At 71.7% G+C, this 14,206-nt stretch carries 13 protein-coding genes; 7 read left to right on the top strand and 6 right to left on the bottom strand.

Going from position 1 to position 14,206, the window contains the following annotated elements; genetic code table 11:
- The first annotated feature begins 12 nt into the window (after window positions 1–12).
- The 3 genes from B072_RS0138350 to B072_RS45005 all read left to right on the top strand — a co-directional run bounded on the left by B072_RS0138350 (window position 13) and on the right by B072_RS45005 (window position 3,424).
- Window positions 13–1,419: an FtsW/RodA/SpoVE family cell cycle protein gene (locus tag B072_RS0138350; protein WP_018535297.1), complete on the top strand. Its 1,407-nt coding sequence runs from the start codon at window positions 13–15 to the stop codon at window positions 1,417–1,419.
- The gene (locus B072_RS0138345; protein WP_018535296.1) at window positions 1,416–2,888 is read left to right on the top strand and encodes a peptidoglycan D,D-transpeptidase FtsI family protein; all 1,473 of its coding nucleotides are present in this window, start codon (window positions 1,416–1,418) and stop codon (window positions 2,886–2,888) included. The genes B072_RS0138350 and B072_RS0138345 overlap by 4 nt, the downstream gene beginning before the upstream one ends.
- A gap of 80 nt (window positions 2,889–2,968) precedes the next feature.
- Window positions 2,969–3,424, top strand: a complete 456-nt coding sequence (locus B072_RS45005) for a DUF3291 domain-containing protein (RefSeq protein ID WP_199791135.1) — start codon at window positions 2,969–2,971, stop codon at window positions 3,422–3,424.
- Here the strand turns inward: B072_RS45005 and B072_RS0138335 are convergent.
- Entirely contained in the window at window positions 3,405–4,259 is an 855-nt protein-coding gene (locus B072_RS0138335; protein WP_018535294.1) for a hypothetical protein, read from the bottom strand. The genes B072_RS45005 and B072_RS0138335 overlap by 20 nt on opposite strands.
- A 175-nt stretch (window positions 4,260–4,434) precedes the next feature.
- Window positions 4,435–5,541 carry a ferritin-like domain-containing protein gene (locus B072_RS0138330; protein WP_018535293.1) on the bottom strand — a complete coding sequence of 369 codons (1,107 nt, stop codon included), beginning with the start codon at window positions 5,539–5,541 and terminating at the stop codon, window positions 4,435–4,437.
- 157 nt (window positions 5,542–5,698) lie between these two features.
- On the opposite strand from B072_RS0138330, the gene B072_RS0138325 reads away from it, so the two are divergent.
- The 4 genes from B072_RS0138325 to B072_RS0138310 all read left to right on the top strand — a co-directional run bounded on the left by B072_RS0138325 (window position 5,699) and on the right by B072_RS0138310 (window position 9,003).
- On the top strand, window positions 5,699–6,637 hold the full coding sequence (locus tag B072_RS0138325) for an AurF N-oxygenase family protein (RefSeq protein WP_018535292.1): 939 nt from the start codon (window positions 5,699–5,701) through the stop codon (window positions 6,635–6,637).
- A 35-nt stretch (window positions 6,638–6,672) separates the two neighbouring features.
- A complete protein-coding gene (locus tag B072_RS0138320) occupies window positions 6,673–7,398 on the top strand; it encodes a TetR/AcrR family transcriptional regulator (RefSeq protein ID WP_018535291.1) in 726 nt (241 codons plus the stop codon).
- Window positions 7,399–7,482: 84 nt separating this feature from the next.
- Window positions 7,483–7,716, top strand: coding sequence for a hypothetical protein (locus B072_RS0138315; RefSeq protein ID WP_324603844.1), 234 nt, complete (start codon window positions 7,483–7,485; stop codon window positions 7,714–7,716).
- Window positions 7,717–7,854: 138 nt separating this feature from the next.
- Window positions 7,855–9,003, top strand: a complete 1,149-nt coding sequence (locus B072_RS0138310; protein WP_026246746.1) for a C40 family peptidase — start codon at window positions 7,855–7,857, stop codon at window positions 9,001–9,003.
- Between the two features lie 20 nt (window positions 9,004–9,023).
- On the opposite strand, the gene B072_RS0138305 is transcribed toward B072_RS0138310, so the two are convergent.
- The 4 genes from B072_RS0138305 to B072_RS0138290 form a co-directional block, all read right to left on the bottom strand.
- Window positions 9,024–10,262, bottom strand: a complete 1,239-nt coding sequence (locus B072_RS0138305; RefSeq protein WP_158689289.1) for an MFS transporter — start codon at window positions 10,260–10,262, stop codon at window positions 9,024–9,026.
- Window positions 10,259–11,236: a PrpF domain-containing protein gene (locus B072_RS0138300; RefSeq protein WP_018535287.1), complete on the bottom strand. Its 978-nt coding sequence runs from the start codon at window positions 11,234–11,236 to the stop codon at window positions 10,259–10,261. The genes B072_RS0138305 and B072_RS0138300 overlap by 4 nt, the downstream gene beginning before the upstream one ends.
- Window positions 11,233–13,026, bottom strand: a complete 1,794-nt coding sequence (asnB, locus tag B072_RS45000) for an asparagine synthase (glutamine-hydrolyzing) (RefSeq protein WP_018535286.1) — start codon at window positions 13,024–13,026, stop codon at window positions 11,233–11,235. The genes B072_RS0138300 and asnB overlap by 4 nt, the downstream gene beginning before the upstream one ends.
- 83 nt (window positions 13,027–13,109) lie before the next feature.
- Window positions 13,110–14,204, bottom strand: coding sequence for a glutamate-cysteine ligase family protein (locus B072_RS0138290; protein WP_018535285.1), 1,095 nt, complete (start codon window positions 14,202–14,204; stop codon window positions 13,110–13,112).
- Window positions 14,205–14,206: the final 2 nt, after the last annotated feature.

Here is a 14,206-nt window from a genome sequence, read left to right as displayed (position 1 = left end):
TAGGTTCCGGTCATGACCGGAACAACGGGATCGGCGGGCGCAGCAGGCGCCCCGGGATCGTCGGGCACGGCCGGGACCGCCTCCGCGGTCCCGGCCGTTCGCGTCCCCAAGCGCCGGGGCACCGAACTCGCCCTGATCGTCCTGGCCGTGCTGTTCAGCGTGTACGGCTACTGCGACGTGGGTCTCGCCAAGAACGGGAGCGTGCCGCCGGGCGCCGCCGGCTACGGTGCCGGACTCGGGGTGCTCGCGCTCCTCGCCCACTTCGCGGTCCGCTTCCGCGCCCCGTACGCGGACCCGCTGCTGCTGCCGATCGCGGTGCTCCTCAACGGTCTCGGGCTCGTCCTCATCTACCGCCTGGACCTGGAGACCGAGGGGTCGGAGGCGGCGCCCACCCAGCTGGTCTGGTCGACGCTCGGCGTCGGCCTGTTCATCCTCTTCGTGGTCTTCCTGCGCGATCACCGCGTGCTGCAGCGGTACGCGTACCTGTCGGTGGTCTCGGCGCTGATCCTGATGATCCTGCCGATCTTCTTCCCCGCCGTGAACGGCGCCCGGATCTGGATCCAGATCGGCAGCTTCTCCATCCAGCCCGGCGAGTTCGCCAAGATCCTGCTCGCGATCTTCTTCGCGAGCTATCTCGCGGCCAACCGCAACGCCCTGCGCTACACGGGCAAGAAGGTGTGGCGGTTCCAGTTCCCGACCATGCGCGTGTTCGCGCCGATCCTCGTGATCTGGCTGCTGAGCGTCGGCGTGCTGGTCCTGGAGACCGACCTGGGCACCTCGCTGCTCTTCTTCGGGCTCTTCATCGTGATGCTCTACGTCGCGACGGGGCGCGGGAGCTGGATCGCGATCGGGCTCGTGCTCGCCGCCGTCGGAGCGGTCCTCGTCGGCTCCTTCGAGCCCCATGTGCACAGCCGGGTCGAGGACTGGCTGAACCCGTTCGCCTCCATCGACGCGGGTCAGGGCGCGAGCCAGCTCGCCCAGTCGCTGTTCGCGTTCGCGTGGGGCGGGATGCTCGGCACCGGGCTCGGCATGGGGCACTCGATCCTGATCGGCTTCGCCGCCAAGTCGGACTTCATCCTGGCGACGGCGGGCGAGGAGCTGGGCCTGGTCGGGCTCACCGCGATCTTCCTGCTCTACGCGCTGCTCGTGGAGCGGGGTTACCGGGCGGGGCTCGCGCTGCGCGACCCGTTCGGACGGCTGCTGGCGATCGGCCTCGCCTCGATCGTCGCGCTGCAGGTGTTCGTCATCGCGGGCGGCGTGATGGGGCTCATCCCGCTGACGGGCATGGCGATGCCGTTCCTCGCGCAGGGCGGATCGTCCCTCGTCACCAACTGGATCATCATCGCGATCCTCGTCCGGATCAGCGACTCGGCCCGTGGCGCGCTGCTGACCGAGGACGCCATGGAGGCCGCCAAGTGACCAAGTACATCCGCCGCGCCTCGGTCTTCTGCCTGGTCCTGCTGATCGCGCTGCTGCTGAACTCGGCCCGCATCCAGGTCTTCCAGGCCCAGTCGCTCGACGACAACTCGGCGAACAGGCGCGAGACCATCCAGCGCTACGACCAGCCGCGCGGCGACATCCTCGTGCAGGGCAAGCCGATCACCGGGTCCAAGGACACCGGCGAGTCGTACAAGTACGAGCGGACGTACAAGAACGGCCCGCTGTACTCGCCCGTCACCGGGTACGCCTCGCAGACGTACGGCACGACGTTCGTGGAGAGCGCCGAGGACGACGTGCTCTCCGGCACCGATCCGATGCTCTCCACGGTCCCCTTCTGGAACGAGGTCTCCCGGTTCCAGAACGCGGGCGGTGACGTCGAGACCACCATCAACGCGGCCGCGCAGAAGGCCGCGTACGACGGGCTCGGCGGCAAGAAGGGCGCCGTGGCGGCGATCGACCCGGCGAGCGGCAAGATCCTCGCCCTGGTCTCCACGCCGTCGTACGACCCCGGGGACATCGCGGGCACCGGCCAGTCGGACGTCGACACCTGGAACGCGCTGAACTCCGCCTCCAGCCAGCCGATGCTGAACCGGGCGATCCGGCAGACGTATCCGCCGGGCTCGACGTTCAAGGTCGTCACGGCCGCGGCGGTCCTGGAGAACAACGTCGTGAACGGCATCACCACCGACACCGACACCCCGTCGCCGTACACCCTGCCGGGCACCACCACGCAGCTGACGAACGAGTCCTCGTCCGCCGCCTGCGAGGACGCCACCCTGGAGTACGCGATGCGGGTCTCCTGCAACACCGTGTTCGCCAACCTCGGTGTGCAGGTCGGGCTCGGCGACATGGTGAAGATGGCGGAGAACTTCGGGTTCAACGACAGCGGCATCAAGGTCCCGATGACGGCGGCCAAGTCCAACTTCGACACCGACATGAACGACTCGCAGCTGGCGCTCTCCTCCATCGGCCAGTTCGACACGGCCGCCACGCCCCTGCAGATGGCGATGGTGTCGGCGGCCGTCGCCAACGGCGGGACGCTGATGCAGCCGCACCTGGTCGACAAGACGACGAAGGCCAACGGCACGACGGTGTCGACCACCGACAACAAGACCTACCAGCAGGTCATGTCGGCCTACACCGCCACCCAGCTCCAGCAGATGATGGTCGACGTCGTCACCAAGGGCACCGGCACCAACGCGCAGATCCCGGGCGTGACGGTGGGCGGCAAGACCGGTACCGCGCAGAACGGTGTGAACAACGAGGGCACCCCGTACGCCTGGTTCATCTCCTACGCGCAGGGCCCCGACGCGTCCACGCCGCAGGTGGCCGTGGCCGTGGTCGTCGAGGACGCGTCGGCGGACCGGGCGGACATCAGCGGCGGCGGCAGCGCGGCGCCGATCGCCCGGTCCGTGATGGAGGCCGTGCTCAACTCGTCCGGTTCCTGAGCGATTTCCGGAAGTGGTCCTCCTGGGAGCGTCCAAAATGGCCCTGCCCCGCCGGGCCCGGGCCGTCTATGTTCCCGATCATGACGACGACGTACCAGCTCGCACAGGTGAACATAGGCCGTCTCACGGCACCGCTCGACGCCCCCGAGATCAAGGACTTCACGAACAATCTGGATCCGGTGAACGCGGTCGCCGACGCCTCGGACGGCTTCGTGTGGCGGCTGCAGGGCGACACGGGCGACGCGACCGACATCCGGATCTTCGGCGACAAGTGGCTGCTGGTGAACATGTCGGTGTGGCGCGACGTGGACGCGCTCAAGGCCTTCATGTACCAGGGCACGCACCGTGAACTCCTGGCTCGCAGGCGGGAGTTCTTCGAGCGGCTGAGCGAGGCGGTGACGGCGCTGTGGTGGGTGCCCGCCGGGCACCGGCCCGACGTCGCTGAGGCGGAGGACCGGCTCACGCGACTGCGCGAGCACGGCCCCACGGCCTACTCCTTCACGCTGCGGAAGACCTTCAGCCCACCGGCTGCCTGATCTCCTCGCGGATCTTGGCTGCCCGCTCGGCGGCCGCCTCCAGGTCGATGTCCTGCGGGTCCTTGGTGGCGGTGTCCACGGTGATCTCGCCGACGGAGGCACCGGTGTTGTCGTCGACCCAGGCGCACATCGGCATGGTGACCTTGCCGACGCCACCGGACTGGGTGAGCACCTCGCAGGTGACGGTCACGTCCGTGCCCGCGGGGTGGAAGTCCTTCGGCTGGACGGCGACCGTCGCGTTGTCGGCGGTCCCGGCGCCCTTCATCATGTTGTCGCGCGCTTCATCGGTGTTCTTGAAGCGGCCGTACATGCCGGAGATGACGAGCACGCCCTCGTTCTGGTCGCCGCCGAGCGCGTACTGCCCGATGACGGCCTTCGTGTCCCTGGCGTCCCAGGCGCCGTCGGCCTCGTCCTCCAGCGCCTGCCCCTTGGAGGCGGACAGGTCCTGGGTCAGCTCGTACTTCTCGTCGAGGACCTTCTGGGGCAGCGTCAGCTTGTACTCGGCCTCGGGGAAGCCGGCGTCGGACTTGAGGCCGACGTACGCGAGGACGCCGATCCCGATGACGAGGATGGCCACGACACCGGCCACGATCCCGATGATCATGCCGACCCGGCGCTTCGGCGGCGGCGGGGGCGCGCCCCACGGGGCACCTGCCTGCTGCGGGAAGCCCGGGTAGGCCGGCTGCTGCGGCTGGCCGTACGCGGGCTGCTGCTCGTAGCCGGACGGGCCGGGCTGACCGAACTGCGGCTGCGGCTGGCCGTACGCGCCGGGCTGCCGGCCGTACGGATTCGGCTGCTGAGGCTGATGGGGCGGGGGCGGAGGTGGCGTGGACACGGCCGAAACGCTACTCCATACGAGGCGATCCCGGGACGGCCAACGGCTCACGGCGGCTCAGCCGGGCCTCCGGCGCGTCACAGGGCGAACACCGGCCCGCGGAAGACCGGGAACCAGCGCTCCCCGGCCGGGGCGGTCCGGCCGGGCCCCCGATTCCCGGCCGGGCACCTGTCCTTCAGCCGGCCGAGCCCTCGCGGATCGCCGCGTCCACCTCGGCCACCCGCTCGTGCTCCTCCGCCGCGAACCGCTCCGCGTCCAGCTTCTCCGCGATCTCCTCGTCCTGGGCCATCAGCAGGTCCAGGTTCGAGTCGCCCATCTCGAAGACGCCCATGTCGACGTAGGCCTGCTGGAGGCGCTTGCCCCACAGGCCGATGTCCTTGACGCACGGGACGATGCGGGAGAACAGCAACTGGCGGAACAGGGCGAGGAATTCGGACTGCTCGCTGTACTCCTCGGCCTGCGCCTTCGGGATGCCGAAGTTCTCCAGGACCTCCACCCCGCGCAGCCGGTCGCGCATCAGGTAGCAGCCCTCGATGACGAACTCCTCGCGCTCGCGCAGTTCGGCGTCGGTCAGCTGCCTGTAGTAGTCGCGCAGCGCCATGCGGCCGAAGGCGACGTGGCGGGCCTCGTCCTGCATCACGTAGGCGAGGATCTGCTTGGGCAGCGGCTTGTCCGTGGTGTCGCGGATCATGCCGAACGCCGCCAACGCCAGCCCCTCGATGAGGACTTGCATGCCCAGGTAGGGCATGTCCCAGCGGGAGTCGCGCAGGGTGTCGCCGAGGAGGGCCTGGAGGTTGTCGTTGATCGGGTACAGCATCCCGATCTTCTCGTGGAGGAAGCGGCCGTAGATCTCCGCGTGCCGCGCCTCGTCCATGGTCTGCGTCGCCGAGTAGAACTTGGCGTCGAGGTCGGGGACGGACTCGACGATGCGCGCCGCGCACACCATCGCGCCCTGCTCGCCGTGCAGGAACTGGCTGAACTGCCACGAGGTGTAGTGCTTGCGCAGCTCGCCCTTGTCCTTGTCGGTCATCTTCGCCCAGTGCGGCGTTCCGTACAGGGACATCGACTCGTCGGGAGTGCCGAGGGGATCGTACGGATCGACCTCAAGATCCCAGTCGATGCGCTTGGCGCCGTCCCACTGCTTGTCCTTGCCCTTCTGGTACAGGGACAGGAGGCGGTCGCGTCCGTCGTCGTATTCCCAGCTGAGACGGGCCGAACTGGCCGACGGTATCTGCCAGTTGGGCTCGTCCACGGCCTTGGTGTACAGCTCATGGGTCGACATACCGGCAGGCTCACACGGTGGTAGACGCGGGGTCAACAAGTCGTGCGCAAGGGATTGACGCCCTTGCTGACACGCAGTCTCATAAGAACGAGGGACAGATGTGACCGCCGGTAAGCCTCGCGGCCACCAACTCTTCTACAGCGATGGGGAGTCAGCGATGACGACCATGACGGAAGCCGACGCGGTCGAAGGGCTGCGGGACGCGCTCGGTCTGCTCAAGGACCGGGAGCAGGTGGCCGAGCGGCTGCTCGACTCTTCCGCCAAGCACTCCTTCGACCCGGACAAGGAGCTGGACTGGGACGCGCCCTTCGAGGAGGGCAAGTGGTTCTGGCCGCCGGAGCTGGTGTCGCTGTACGACACCCCGCTGTGGAAGCGGATGAGCGAGGAACAGCGGATCAAACTCTCGCAGCACGAGGCGGCGGCGCTCGCCTCGCTCGGCATCTGGTTCGAGCTGATCCTGATGCAGCTGCTCGTGCGGCACGTGTACGACAAGGCGGCGACGAGCGCCCACGTCCGGTACGCCCTCACCGAGATCGAGGACGAGTGCCGGCACTCCAAGATGTTCGCCCGCCTGATCACGCGCGGCGGCACCCCGCACTACCCGGTGGCGCCCGTCCACCACCACCTGGGCCGCCTGTTCAAGACCATCTCCACCACCCCGGGCTCGTTCACGGCGACGCTGCTCGGCGAGGAGATCCTGGACTGGATGCAGCGCCTCACGTTCCCGGACGAGCGGGTGCAGACGCTGGTCCGCGGCGTGACGCGCATCCACGTCGTCGAGGAGGCCCGCCATGTCCGGTACGCGCGTGAGGAGTTGCGGCGCCAGATGGTGACCGCCCCCAGGTGGTCGCGGGAGTTCACGCGGCTCACCTCGGGCGAGTTCGCCCGCGTCTTCTCGGTCGCCTTCATCAACCCCGAGGTCTACCCGAGCGTCGGCCTGGACAAGAAGGAGGCCATGGCCCAGGTCAAGGCGTCCGGCCACCGCCGGGAGATCATGCAGACCGGCGCGAAGCGGCTGACCGACTTCCTGGACGACATCGGGGTGCTGCGCGGGGTCGGGCGGCAGATGTGGCGGTCGTCGGGGCTGCTGGCCTGAGGACTCCCGCGGACAGGCCGGTTACGCTGCCGGACATGACCTCGGCAACCGGTACGCCCGCCTACCGACGGCTCAGCGTCGAGGAGCGGCGGGCACAACTCCTCGAAGCGGCACTGTCGTTGTTCGCGCACCGGGCGCCGGAGGAGGTCTCCCTCGACGACGTGGCGGAGGCCGCGGGCGTCTCCCGCCCCCTGGTCTACCGCTACTTCCCCGGCGGCAAGCAGCAGCTGTACGAGGCCGCGCTGCGGTCCGCCGCCGACGAGCTGGAACAGTGCTTCGCCGAGCCGCCGGAGGGCCCCCTCACCACCCGGCTGGCCCGCGCGCTCGACCGCTACCTCGCCTTCGTCGACCAGCACGACATGGGGTTCGCGGCACTGCTGCAGGGCGGCAGCGTCGTCGAGACCTCCCGCACGACGGCGATCGTGGACGGGGTGCGGCGGGCCGCGGCCGACCACATCCTCAGCCACCTCGCCGCCGCCGAGCCCGGCTCGCGACTGCGGATGACCGTCCGCATGTGGATCACGGCGGTGGAGGCGGCCTCGCTCATCTGGCTCGACGAGGAGAAGCAGCCGCCGCTGGACGCACTGCGCGACGGGCTCGTCGACCAGTTCATGGCGGTCCTCGTGGCCACCGCCGCCCGCGACCCGCAGACCGCGGACGTCGTGCGCCACGCCCTCGTCCTGGAGACCCCGGACGGCCCCGTCGGCGCACTGGCCCGACGGGTGCTGCCGGTGGTGAGCGACGCGGCCCACCTGCTGTGAGCGGCGGGGACGTGCGTTACTTGTAGCGTGAAGAGCGAAGACATCCCGTTTGTCGGCGGCCCCCTCGACGGGCGCAGCCTTCCCGTGTTCACCACAGCCACCGGCAATCCGCCCAAGGTGTACAGGGTGCCGGTGCCGGATCCGGCCGGCGGGCCCGACACCTCGCTCGTGTACGTGCGCGAGCCCGTGCCCGGCGGGAAGGCCGTGCGGTTCGTGAAGTGGCGGTACGTGTACCGGCCGGACGGCACCGTGGAGCGCTCCGTGAAGTGGCCGTGGTCGAAGAGGAACCGGGCGGGCGGCCCGGACGCATCCGCGTAAAGGCGGCTCGCCGGGGGCCCCTCCAAGGGATGGAGGAGTTGGGCCGAGTCGCGCAGCCCTCCGGGCGGACGAGGTGGCTGTCTGTTCATGTTCACGGTGCGGGCAGGCGCCGGGGCTGCCCGCACCGGAGGTGACGAGGTGTCAGGCAGGTTGATCCGCTGGGTGTGCACGGCGGCCGTCGCGGGGGCGCTGCTCGCGCCGGTACCCGCGGGGGCCGCGCCCGAGCCGGGGCCGGGCGACGGCGGCGAGCGGTCCGTCGGTGAGCTTCTGACGGACCTTCAGAGGCTGTACCAGCAGGCCGAGGAGGCCACCGAGACGTACAACGCGACCGCCGATCGGCTCAAGGAGCGCCGCAAGGAGGCCGAGTCCCTGGGCGGTGAGCTGGCCAGGGCGCGCGGCGCCCTGCACGGCAGCCGGGCCGCGGCGGGGCGGCTCGCGCGCCAGCAGTACCAGGGGCACAGCGAGATCTCTCCGTACGTGCGGCTGTTCCTGTCCCGCGATCCGGAGCACGCGATCGACCAGGGGCACGTGATCCGGCGGGCCGCGCGCGAGCAGGAGGCGACCGTCGACCGGCTGGTGCGCGGCGAGCGGAAGGCCGACGACCTGGCCACGAAGGCGCGGGCCGCGCTGGACGGGCAGATGCGGCTCGCCGACCGGCAGAAGAAGGACCGGGACTCGGTCCAGGCCCGTCTGAAGGAGGTCGAGGAGCTGCTCGCCTCGCTCAGCTCCGACCAGCTCTCCGCGCTGGCCCGCCTGGAGAGCGCCGGAACGGCCGACGCGCAGCGGTCGTTCATGGCCTCGGGCGCGCTGAGCTCGACCGGGCGTGCGCCCTCGAAGGCCGGGGACGACGCCCTCGCCTATGCCGTCCGGCAGATCGGGAAGCCGTACGTGTGGGGAGCGGAGGGACCGAAGTCCTTCGACTGCTCGGGGCTGACGTCACAGGCCTGGACGCACGCGGGGCGGACGATCCCGCGGACCTCGCAGGAGCAGTGGGCGCAGCTGCCGCGGGTGCCGCTGAGCGAGCTGCGGCCGGGCGACCTGGTCGTGTACTTCCCGAAGGCCACGCATGTGGCGATGTACCTCGGCGACGGCATGGTGGTGCAGGCGCCGCGCCCCGGGGCCCGGGTCAAGGTCTCCCCGATCGCGGCGAACCCGCTGCTCGGGGCGGTCCGGCCGGACCCGGGCGCCGGGGCGATGTCGGGCTACCGGGCGCCGGAGCTGCCGAGCGGGGCGATGTCGGGCGGCGACACGGGGTACGCCGCGGCGGGGGCGCCGTCGGCGGAGTGAGGCACGGGAGCCCGCGGCTCTCAGGTGTCCGCGATCAGCTCCCCCGCGCCTGCCGTCCGGGCCGTGTGGCGGCGCCCGGCCCAGCGGATCAGCGGCGGGCTCACCGCTCCGGTCGCCGCGAACACCGCCGCGAGCGCCGTCCAGCCCGCGGGACCCGCGGCGAGCGCCCAGCCGATCACCGCGGGTCCCGCGGCCTTCGACGAGCCGTCGGCGATCAGCTGCCACACGCCCTGGTACTGGCCGAGGAGAGGTTCGGGCGCCAGTTCGTAGGACAGCGTCCAGCCCGCCGCCGCGCCCAGGATCTCGCCCAGTGCGAGCGCCAGGCAGGCCAGTGCGAACAGCGGCCACACCAGCCGGGCGACGGTGTCGTACGCGTCGGCGGTGCCCAGCGCCGCGCAGCCCGCCGCGGTGAGCAGGCCCGCCGCGAGCAGTGAGCGGCGGGAGCGGGCGATGTCCTGGGCGTACGGGCTGAGCGGTATCTGGAGGAGGATCACCAGCAGCGTGTTCGCGATCATCGCGGCGGACACCGTCCAGTGCGGCAGCGTCGTCGCGTACACGATCCACAGCGGCACGCCGAGCGAGACGACCGCGCGGTTCAGGGTGTGCACGGCGTTCAGCAGGCTCGCGCCGAGGTAACCCGCGTCGCGCAGCGCGTCCTTGGCGAGCCCCGCGCGCCGCACGCCACGGCCCACCTCGGGCAGCCGGGTCGTGGCGTACGCGCCGAAGAGGTAGGTCGCCGCGTCCACGGCGATCAGCACATACAGAGCGGTGCCGCCCCAGGTCATCGCGGCGGCGGCGCCGAGCGCTCCGAGCGAGAAGCCGATGTTCGACACCGACCGCTGGTAGGCGCGCAGCGCGGCGCGCTCCGGGGCAGGGACGAGCCGGCCCATCAGGGTGGCGCGGGCCGCCGTGGTGCCACTGACCGCGAGCTGGCGCACGGCCAGACACAGGGCGCAACTCCAGGCGCCGCCCGCGACGAGCAGCAGCAAGGTCGTGACGGCGCCGACGAGTTCGCCTGCCAGGGCGACGGCGCGGGCCCCGTACCGGTCGCTGAGCTGGCCGAGCGGCACCGCACCCGTCACCCCGATCAGCCCGGCGGCCGTGAGCAGCCCCGCGGCCTGACCGAGCGGCAGGTCCTTGGCGTCGGCGAGGAAGACCACGAGAGCCGAGAGCGTGGCACCGGTGCCGGTCATGTTGACCAGGTTGCCGACGGCCAGCCAGCGCTGGTCCCGGCCCGTGGGCAGCAGCGGCACGGTCACTCCCCGAGGGTGAGCTGGGCGAGCCGGGTGACCCGGCGGCCCGTGACGGTCAGGACGCGGGTGCCGTCCGGACGGGTGCGCAGCCCGACCGTGGAGGCGCCCGAGGAGTGGCCGACCGTCAGGTCCGCGTCACCGGGGGTGTCGCCCGCCACCAGCGTGGCGACGGCGACGAGTCCGGTGAGCGCGAGACCGGGGTGCCAGTCGTCGGCGGACAGGGCCCGTACGTGCAGCCCGCCGTCCGCGGCGCGCAGCAGCAGCGCGGGCTTGGGCAGCACTTCGGAGTCGGCGAGGCCGAGCCGGGGTGCCGTCTGCCGCCGTACGTCCTGGAGCACGGCGCGCAGTGCGTCGCCCGCGGCGCCCAGGGCCGCGGTGTCGGCGACGCCGAGCGCGGTGGCGTCGACGAACACGTACGGGTTGCCACTGTCGACGACGGTGGCCGGGACCGGGCCGCCCGCGACGGCCAGGGTGAGCGGGTCCGGGCCCAGCGGGAACGCGGAGCCGTGGTCGCCGAGCGGAAAGGTGAGGCCCGCGTCGTGCACACCGGCCGCCGCGTCGAGCACGCGGATGGCGCACCCGACCACGCGCGGCAGACCGTGGCGGTGGGTGAGCAGACGCAGCGGGCCGCCGTCCGCCGGGCCCCGGCCGCGCGCCGTCAGATGCGTGGCGGCGGCGAGCATCGAGTGGCCGCACTCGGGTGTGAGGTCCAGGACGTGCCGGCCGCCGTCGGTGACGACCTGCGCGAAGACGTACTCGGCGGTCACGTCCACGCCGTCGGCGGCGGGGTGCACGAGGGCGACCTTGGCGACGGGTCGGCCCATCGCGGCGACCGCGGTCTCCAGGACGGGCAGCGGGTCGGCCAGCCGGCGGGAGCTGGCGACGACGAGCGTGGGCGCCGCCGCGCCGTCCACGCTCCACAGCCCGACGTCGACGCCGACGGCGCGGACCCGCTCGGTGTCGGTGGCGAGGGCGGTCATCGGACGCCTCCGTCGATCTGGCCGAGCCACAGCTCCAGGACGAGCAGGGCCCAGACGGTGTGTGCCAGGGGTTCGGTGCGGCGCTCCTCGAACTCCGCGAGCAGCTTCTCCACGCGGTCGGGGGCGAACCAGCCACGGCGGGCGGCCGGGTCGGTGAGGACCTGACGGGCCCAGTCCAGGGCGAGGCCCTGCTCGTCGAGGAGGTGGTCGGCGAGCCGGAAGGTGAAGGGCTGCTTCGGCCGGTTCAGGACGGCGTCGGGTGCCCAGCCGTGACGGGCCGCCGCCCTCGCGAGGGTGATCTTCACGGTGTCGTCGGGGCCGAGTTTCTGCGCCAGGGTCAGTGAACGGCCCAGCGCCGTCACGCCGTTGCGGCAGAACGGCACCCGGGCTTCCACGGCGTGCGCGGCGCTGAGGTGGTCGACGCGCTGCAGGTGGTAGACGGGCAGCCGGTGACGCAGTTCGAAGTCGGTGGCCGCGTCCGCGGCGGTCGGCGGGCAGGCGTGGGAACGTGCCCACGGGCCGTCGTCGGGGCGCGCGGCCGTCTCCAGTCGGGCCAGTGCACCGTCGGTGTAGAGCGAGCGCTGCCATGCGGCCGGGACGCCCGCGAGGGCGTCGCGGTAGCCGGTGGCGTCACCGCTGCGGGCGAGCGCGCGGAACCGGTCGTAGCCGCCGAAGAGTTCGTCGCTCGCGTCCCCGGTGAGGGCGACGGGGTAGCCCGCCTCGCGGACCGCGCGGAACAGCCGGTACGTGCTGACGATGATGGGGTCGGAGTTGGGCTGGCCGAGGCTCGCGACCACGGCGGGCAGCAGGGCCGGGATGTCGCCACCGCCGACGGGCACCTGTTCCAGAGGCGATCCGGTGGTCTCGGCGACGAGTTGCGCGTACGCCAGTTCGTCGTACGCGGACTTCTTGCGGGGCACCACGGTGAAGGTCTGCACGGGGCCCGCGGCGCGGGCGGCGAGGGTGGTGACGACGGAGGAGTCGAGGCCGCCGGAGAGCACCGAGCAGTAGGGCACGTCGGTGGGCAGCATCCCGGCGACGGCCTCGGGCAGCAGTCGGCCCAGGTCGGCCACCGGGTCGGTGTGACGGGTCGCGGCGACCTCGGCGACGCGGGTGACACGGGGCGCGCCGCCGGGCGTGACCTGCAGGGCATGGCCGGGCGGCAGCGCGTGCACCCCCTCGACCATGGTCGGGTCGCCGAGCGCGCCGGGAGCGGGGACCGCGCCGAACGGAGCCTTGAACCGCAGATAGCGGTCGAGGGCGTCGGGGTCGACCTGGACGGCGGTGCCCCGCAGCCGCAGGAGAGCGGCCAGTTCGGAGGCGAAGCCGAACCGGCCACCGTCGGCGAACAGGTAGAGGGGCTTGATGCCCGCCTGGTCCCGGATCAGGGTGAGGCGCCCGGTGCGCTGCTCGTGTACGGCGATGGCGAACATGCCGTCGAGCAGGGCGGCGGCGCCGGTGCCGTGCCGGGCGAACAGCGGGGCGATGACCTCGCCGTCGCAGTCGGTGCTGAACTGCACTCCTTCGGCGGCCAGTTGGCGGCGCAGTGCGGGCGCGTTGTAGATCTCGCCGTTGTAGAAGACGGTCAGGCCGTCGCGGGTGAACGGCTGCCAGCCGTGGGCGGGGTCGGAGATCGCCAGGCGGGTGCCGCCGATCAGGCCCCCGTCGAAGACCCGGTGGGCGTGCCCGTCGGGGCCACCGTGGCGCAGGAGCCCGGCCGTCTGTTCGCCCAGGCGGTGCAGGGCGTCGTGGCCGAGGTGGGGATCGAGCAGGCCGAAGATGCGGCACATGGCTGTCGAACGCGTCCTTCCGGTCGTCGTGGGGGCGGGGCGGGGGCGGCGCGCCGGGCGCCGCCCCCGCCGGCAGGGGTCGCTCAGTGGCCGGTCAGCTCGGCCTGTGCCTCCAGGAACGCGGCCCAGTCGGGGTTGGCGTACCAGAGGTCGAGGGTGTCGTCGGCCGGGCAGCGGCGGCGGGCGGCCAGGTCGCGCAGGGCGTCCAGCGGAGCCGTGTCCAGGCCCTGGTCGGCAAGGCCCTTGGCGGCACGGTCGAGGGCGTCGTCGACCAAGGCGCCGGGGTCGACGGAGCCGAAGTGCCGGTCCAGAAGCGGGGCCTGGTAGCCGTGCAGGGCGGCCTGGCGCATGTTCTGGTCGGCGAACGGCGAGGCGACGGGGGTGAACTCGCGCTTCTCCAGCATCAGTCCGGTGATCAGCGCGGTGTAGCCGCGGACCAGGTCGAGGCGGTGGGTGATGTCGATGCAGGTGACTTCCTTGCGGAAGTACTGGTCGTCGCGGAAGTACATCGGGCGACGGGTGAAGCTGCGGCGGTAGGAGCGCTCGGACTTGCCGACGACGCCGTCCACCGTCCAGGGGCCCTCGCCGCGCACCGGGGTGTTGGCGCTGAGCAGGATGAGGGCCGGTCCGAACCAGTCCATCTTGGCGTGCAGGTAGTCACGGTCGAGGCCGGCCTCGACGGCCTCGGGGAAGCTGACGTTGACGTGGATGCCCCAGGTCATCATGGCCGTCTCGGCGGCGGCCCAGCCCTCGACGCCGCGCCCGCCGCGCGGGCCCCGGTACTCCTCGGTGGAGCGGTGCGCGCCGTACGCGCTGCCGCGCAGGCCGACGTCGGCGAGCAGGCCCTGCATCTCCTCGTAGTGCGTGACGAGGTACTCCTGCTGCTCGTACACGTCGGCGGCGATCGGGGTGCTGATCTCGATGCCCTTGACGTGCAGGTCGGTGATGTCGCCCTGCTCGTCGGTGAGGTCGTAGCCCTCCAGGTAGAAGCTGCGCTGGTCGGAGCCGGGGTACTTGACGGCCATGTAGTCGTTGCTGGGCGCGTTGGACTTGGCGATGACGTCCTTGAGCACGGGGAAGGAGAGGTCCTGCCAGTGCTGCGGGCGGCCGTCGGCGCCGACCAGCTGGTACTCGAACTCGATGCCCATGCGGTAGGCGTCCGGGTTGTATCCGGGCATGG

Origin of the sequence: Streptomyces sp. HmicA12, assembly GCF_000373565.1 — a bacterium.
GTDB lineage: Bacteria > Actinomycetota > Actinomycetes > Streptomycetales > Streptomycetaceae > Streptomyces.
This window is presented reverse-complemented; position numbering and strand designations above follow the sequence as displayed.

Excerpts from the sequence above, each read along its gene's own strand:
- B072_RS0138290 (WP_018535285.1), bottom strand. The coding sequence starts at position 14,204 with ATGCCCGGATACAACCCGGACGCCTACCGCATGGGCATCGAGTTCGAG.
- B072_RS0138330 (WP_018535293.1), bottom strand. The coding sequence starts at position 5,541 with ATGTCGACCCATGAGCTGTACACCAAGGCCGTGGACGAGCCCAACTGG.
- B072_RS0138320 (WP_018535291.1), top strand. The coding sequence starts at position 6,673 with ATGACCTCGGCAACCGGTACGCCCGCCTACCGACGGCTCAGCGTCGAG.
- asnB (WP_018535286.1), bottom strand. The coding sequence starts at position 13,026 with ATGTGCCGCATCTTCGGCCTGCTCGATCCCCACCTCGGCCACGACGCC.
- B072_RS0138300 (WP_018535287.1), bottom strand. The coding sequence starts at position 11,236 with ATGACCGCCCTCGCCACCGACACCGAGCGGGTCCGCGCCGTCGGCGTC.
- B072_RS0138325 (WP_018535292.1), top strand. The coding sequence starts at position 5,699 with ATGACGACCATGACGGAAGCCGACGCGGTCGAAGGGCTGCGGGACGCG.
- B072_RS45005 (WP_199791135.1), top strand. The coding sequence starts at position 2,969 with ATGACGACGACGTACCAGCTCGCACAGGTGAACATAGGCCGTCTCACG.
- B072_RS0138350 (WP_018535297.1), top strand. The coding sequence starts at position 13 with ATGACCGGAACAACGGGATCGGCGGGCGCAGCAGGCGCCCCGGGATCG.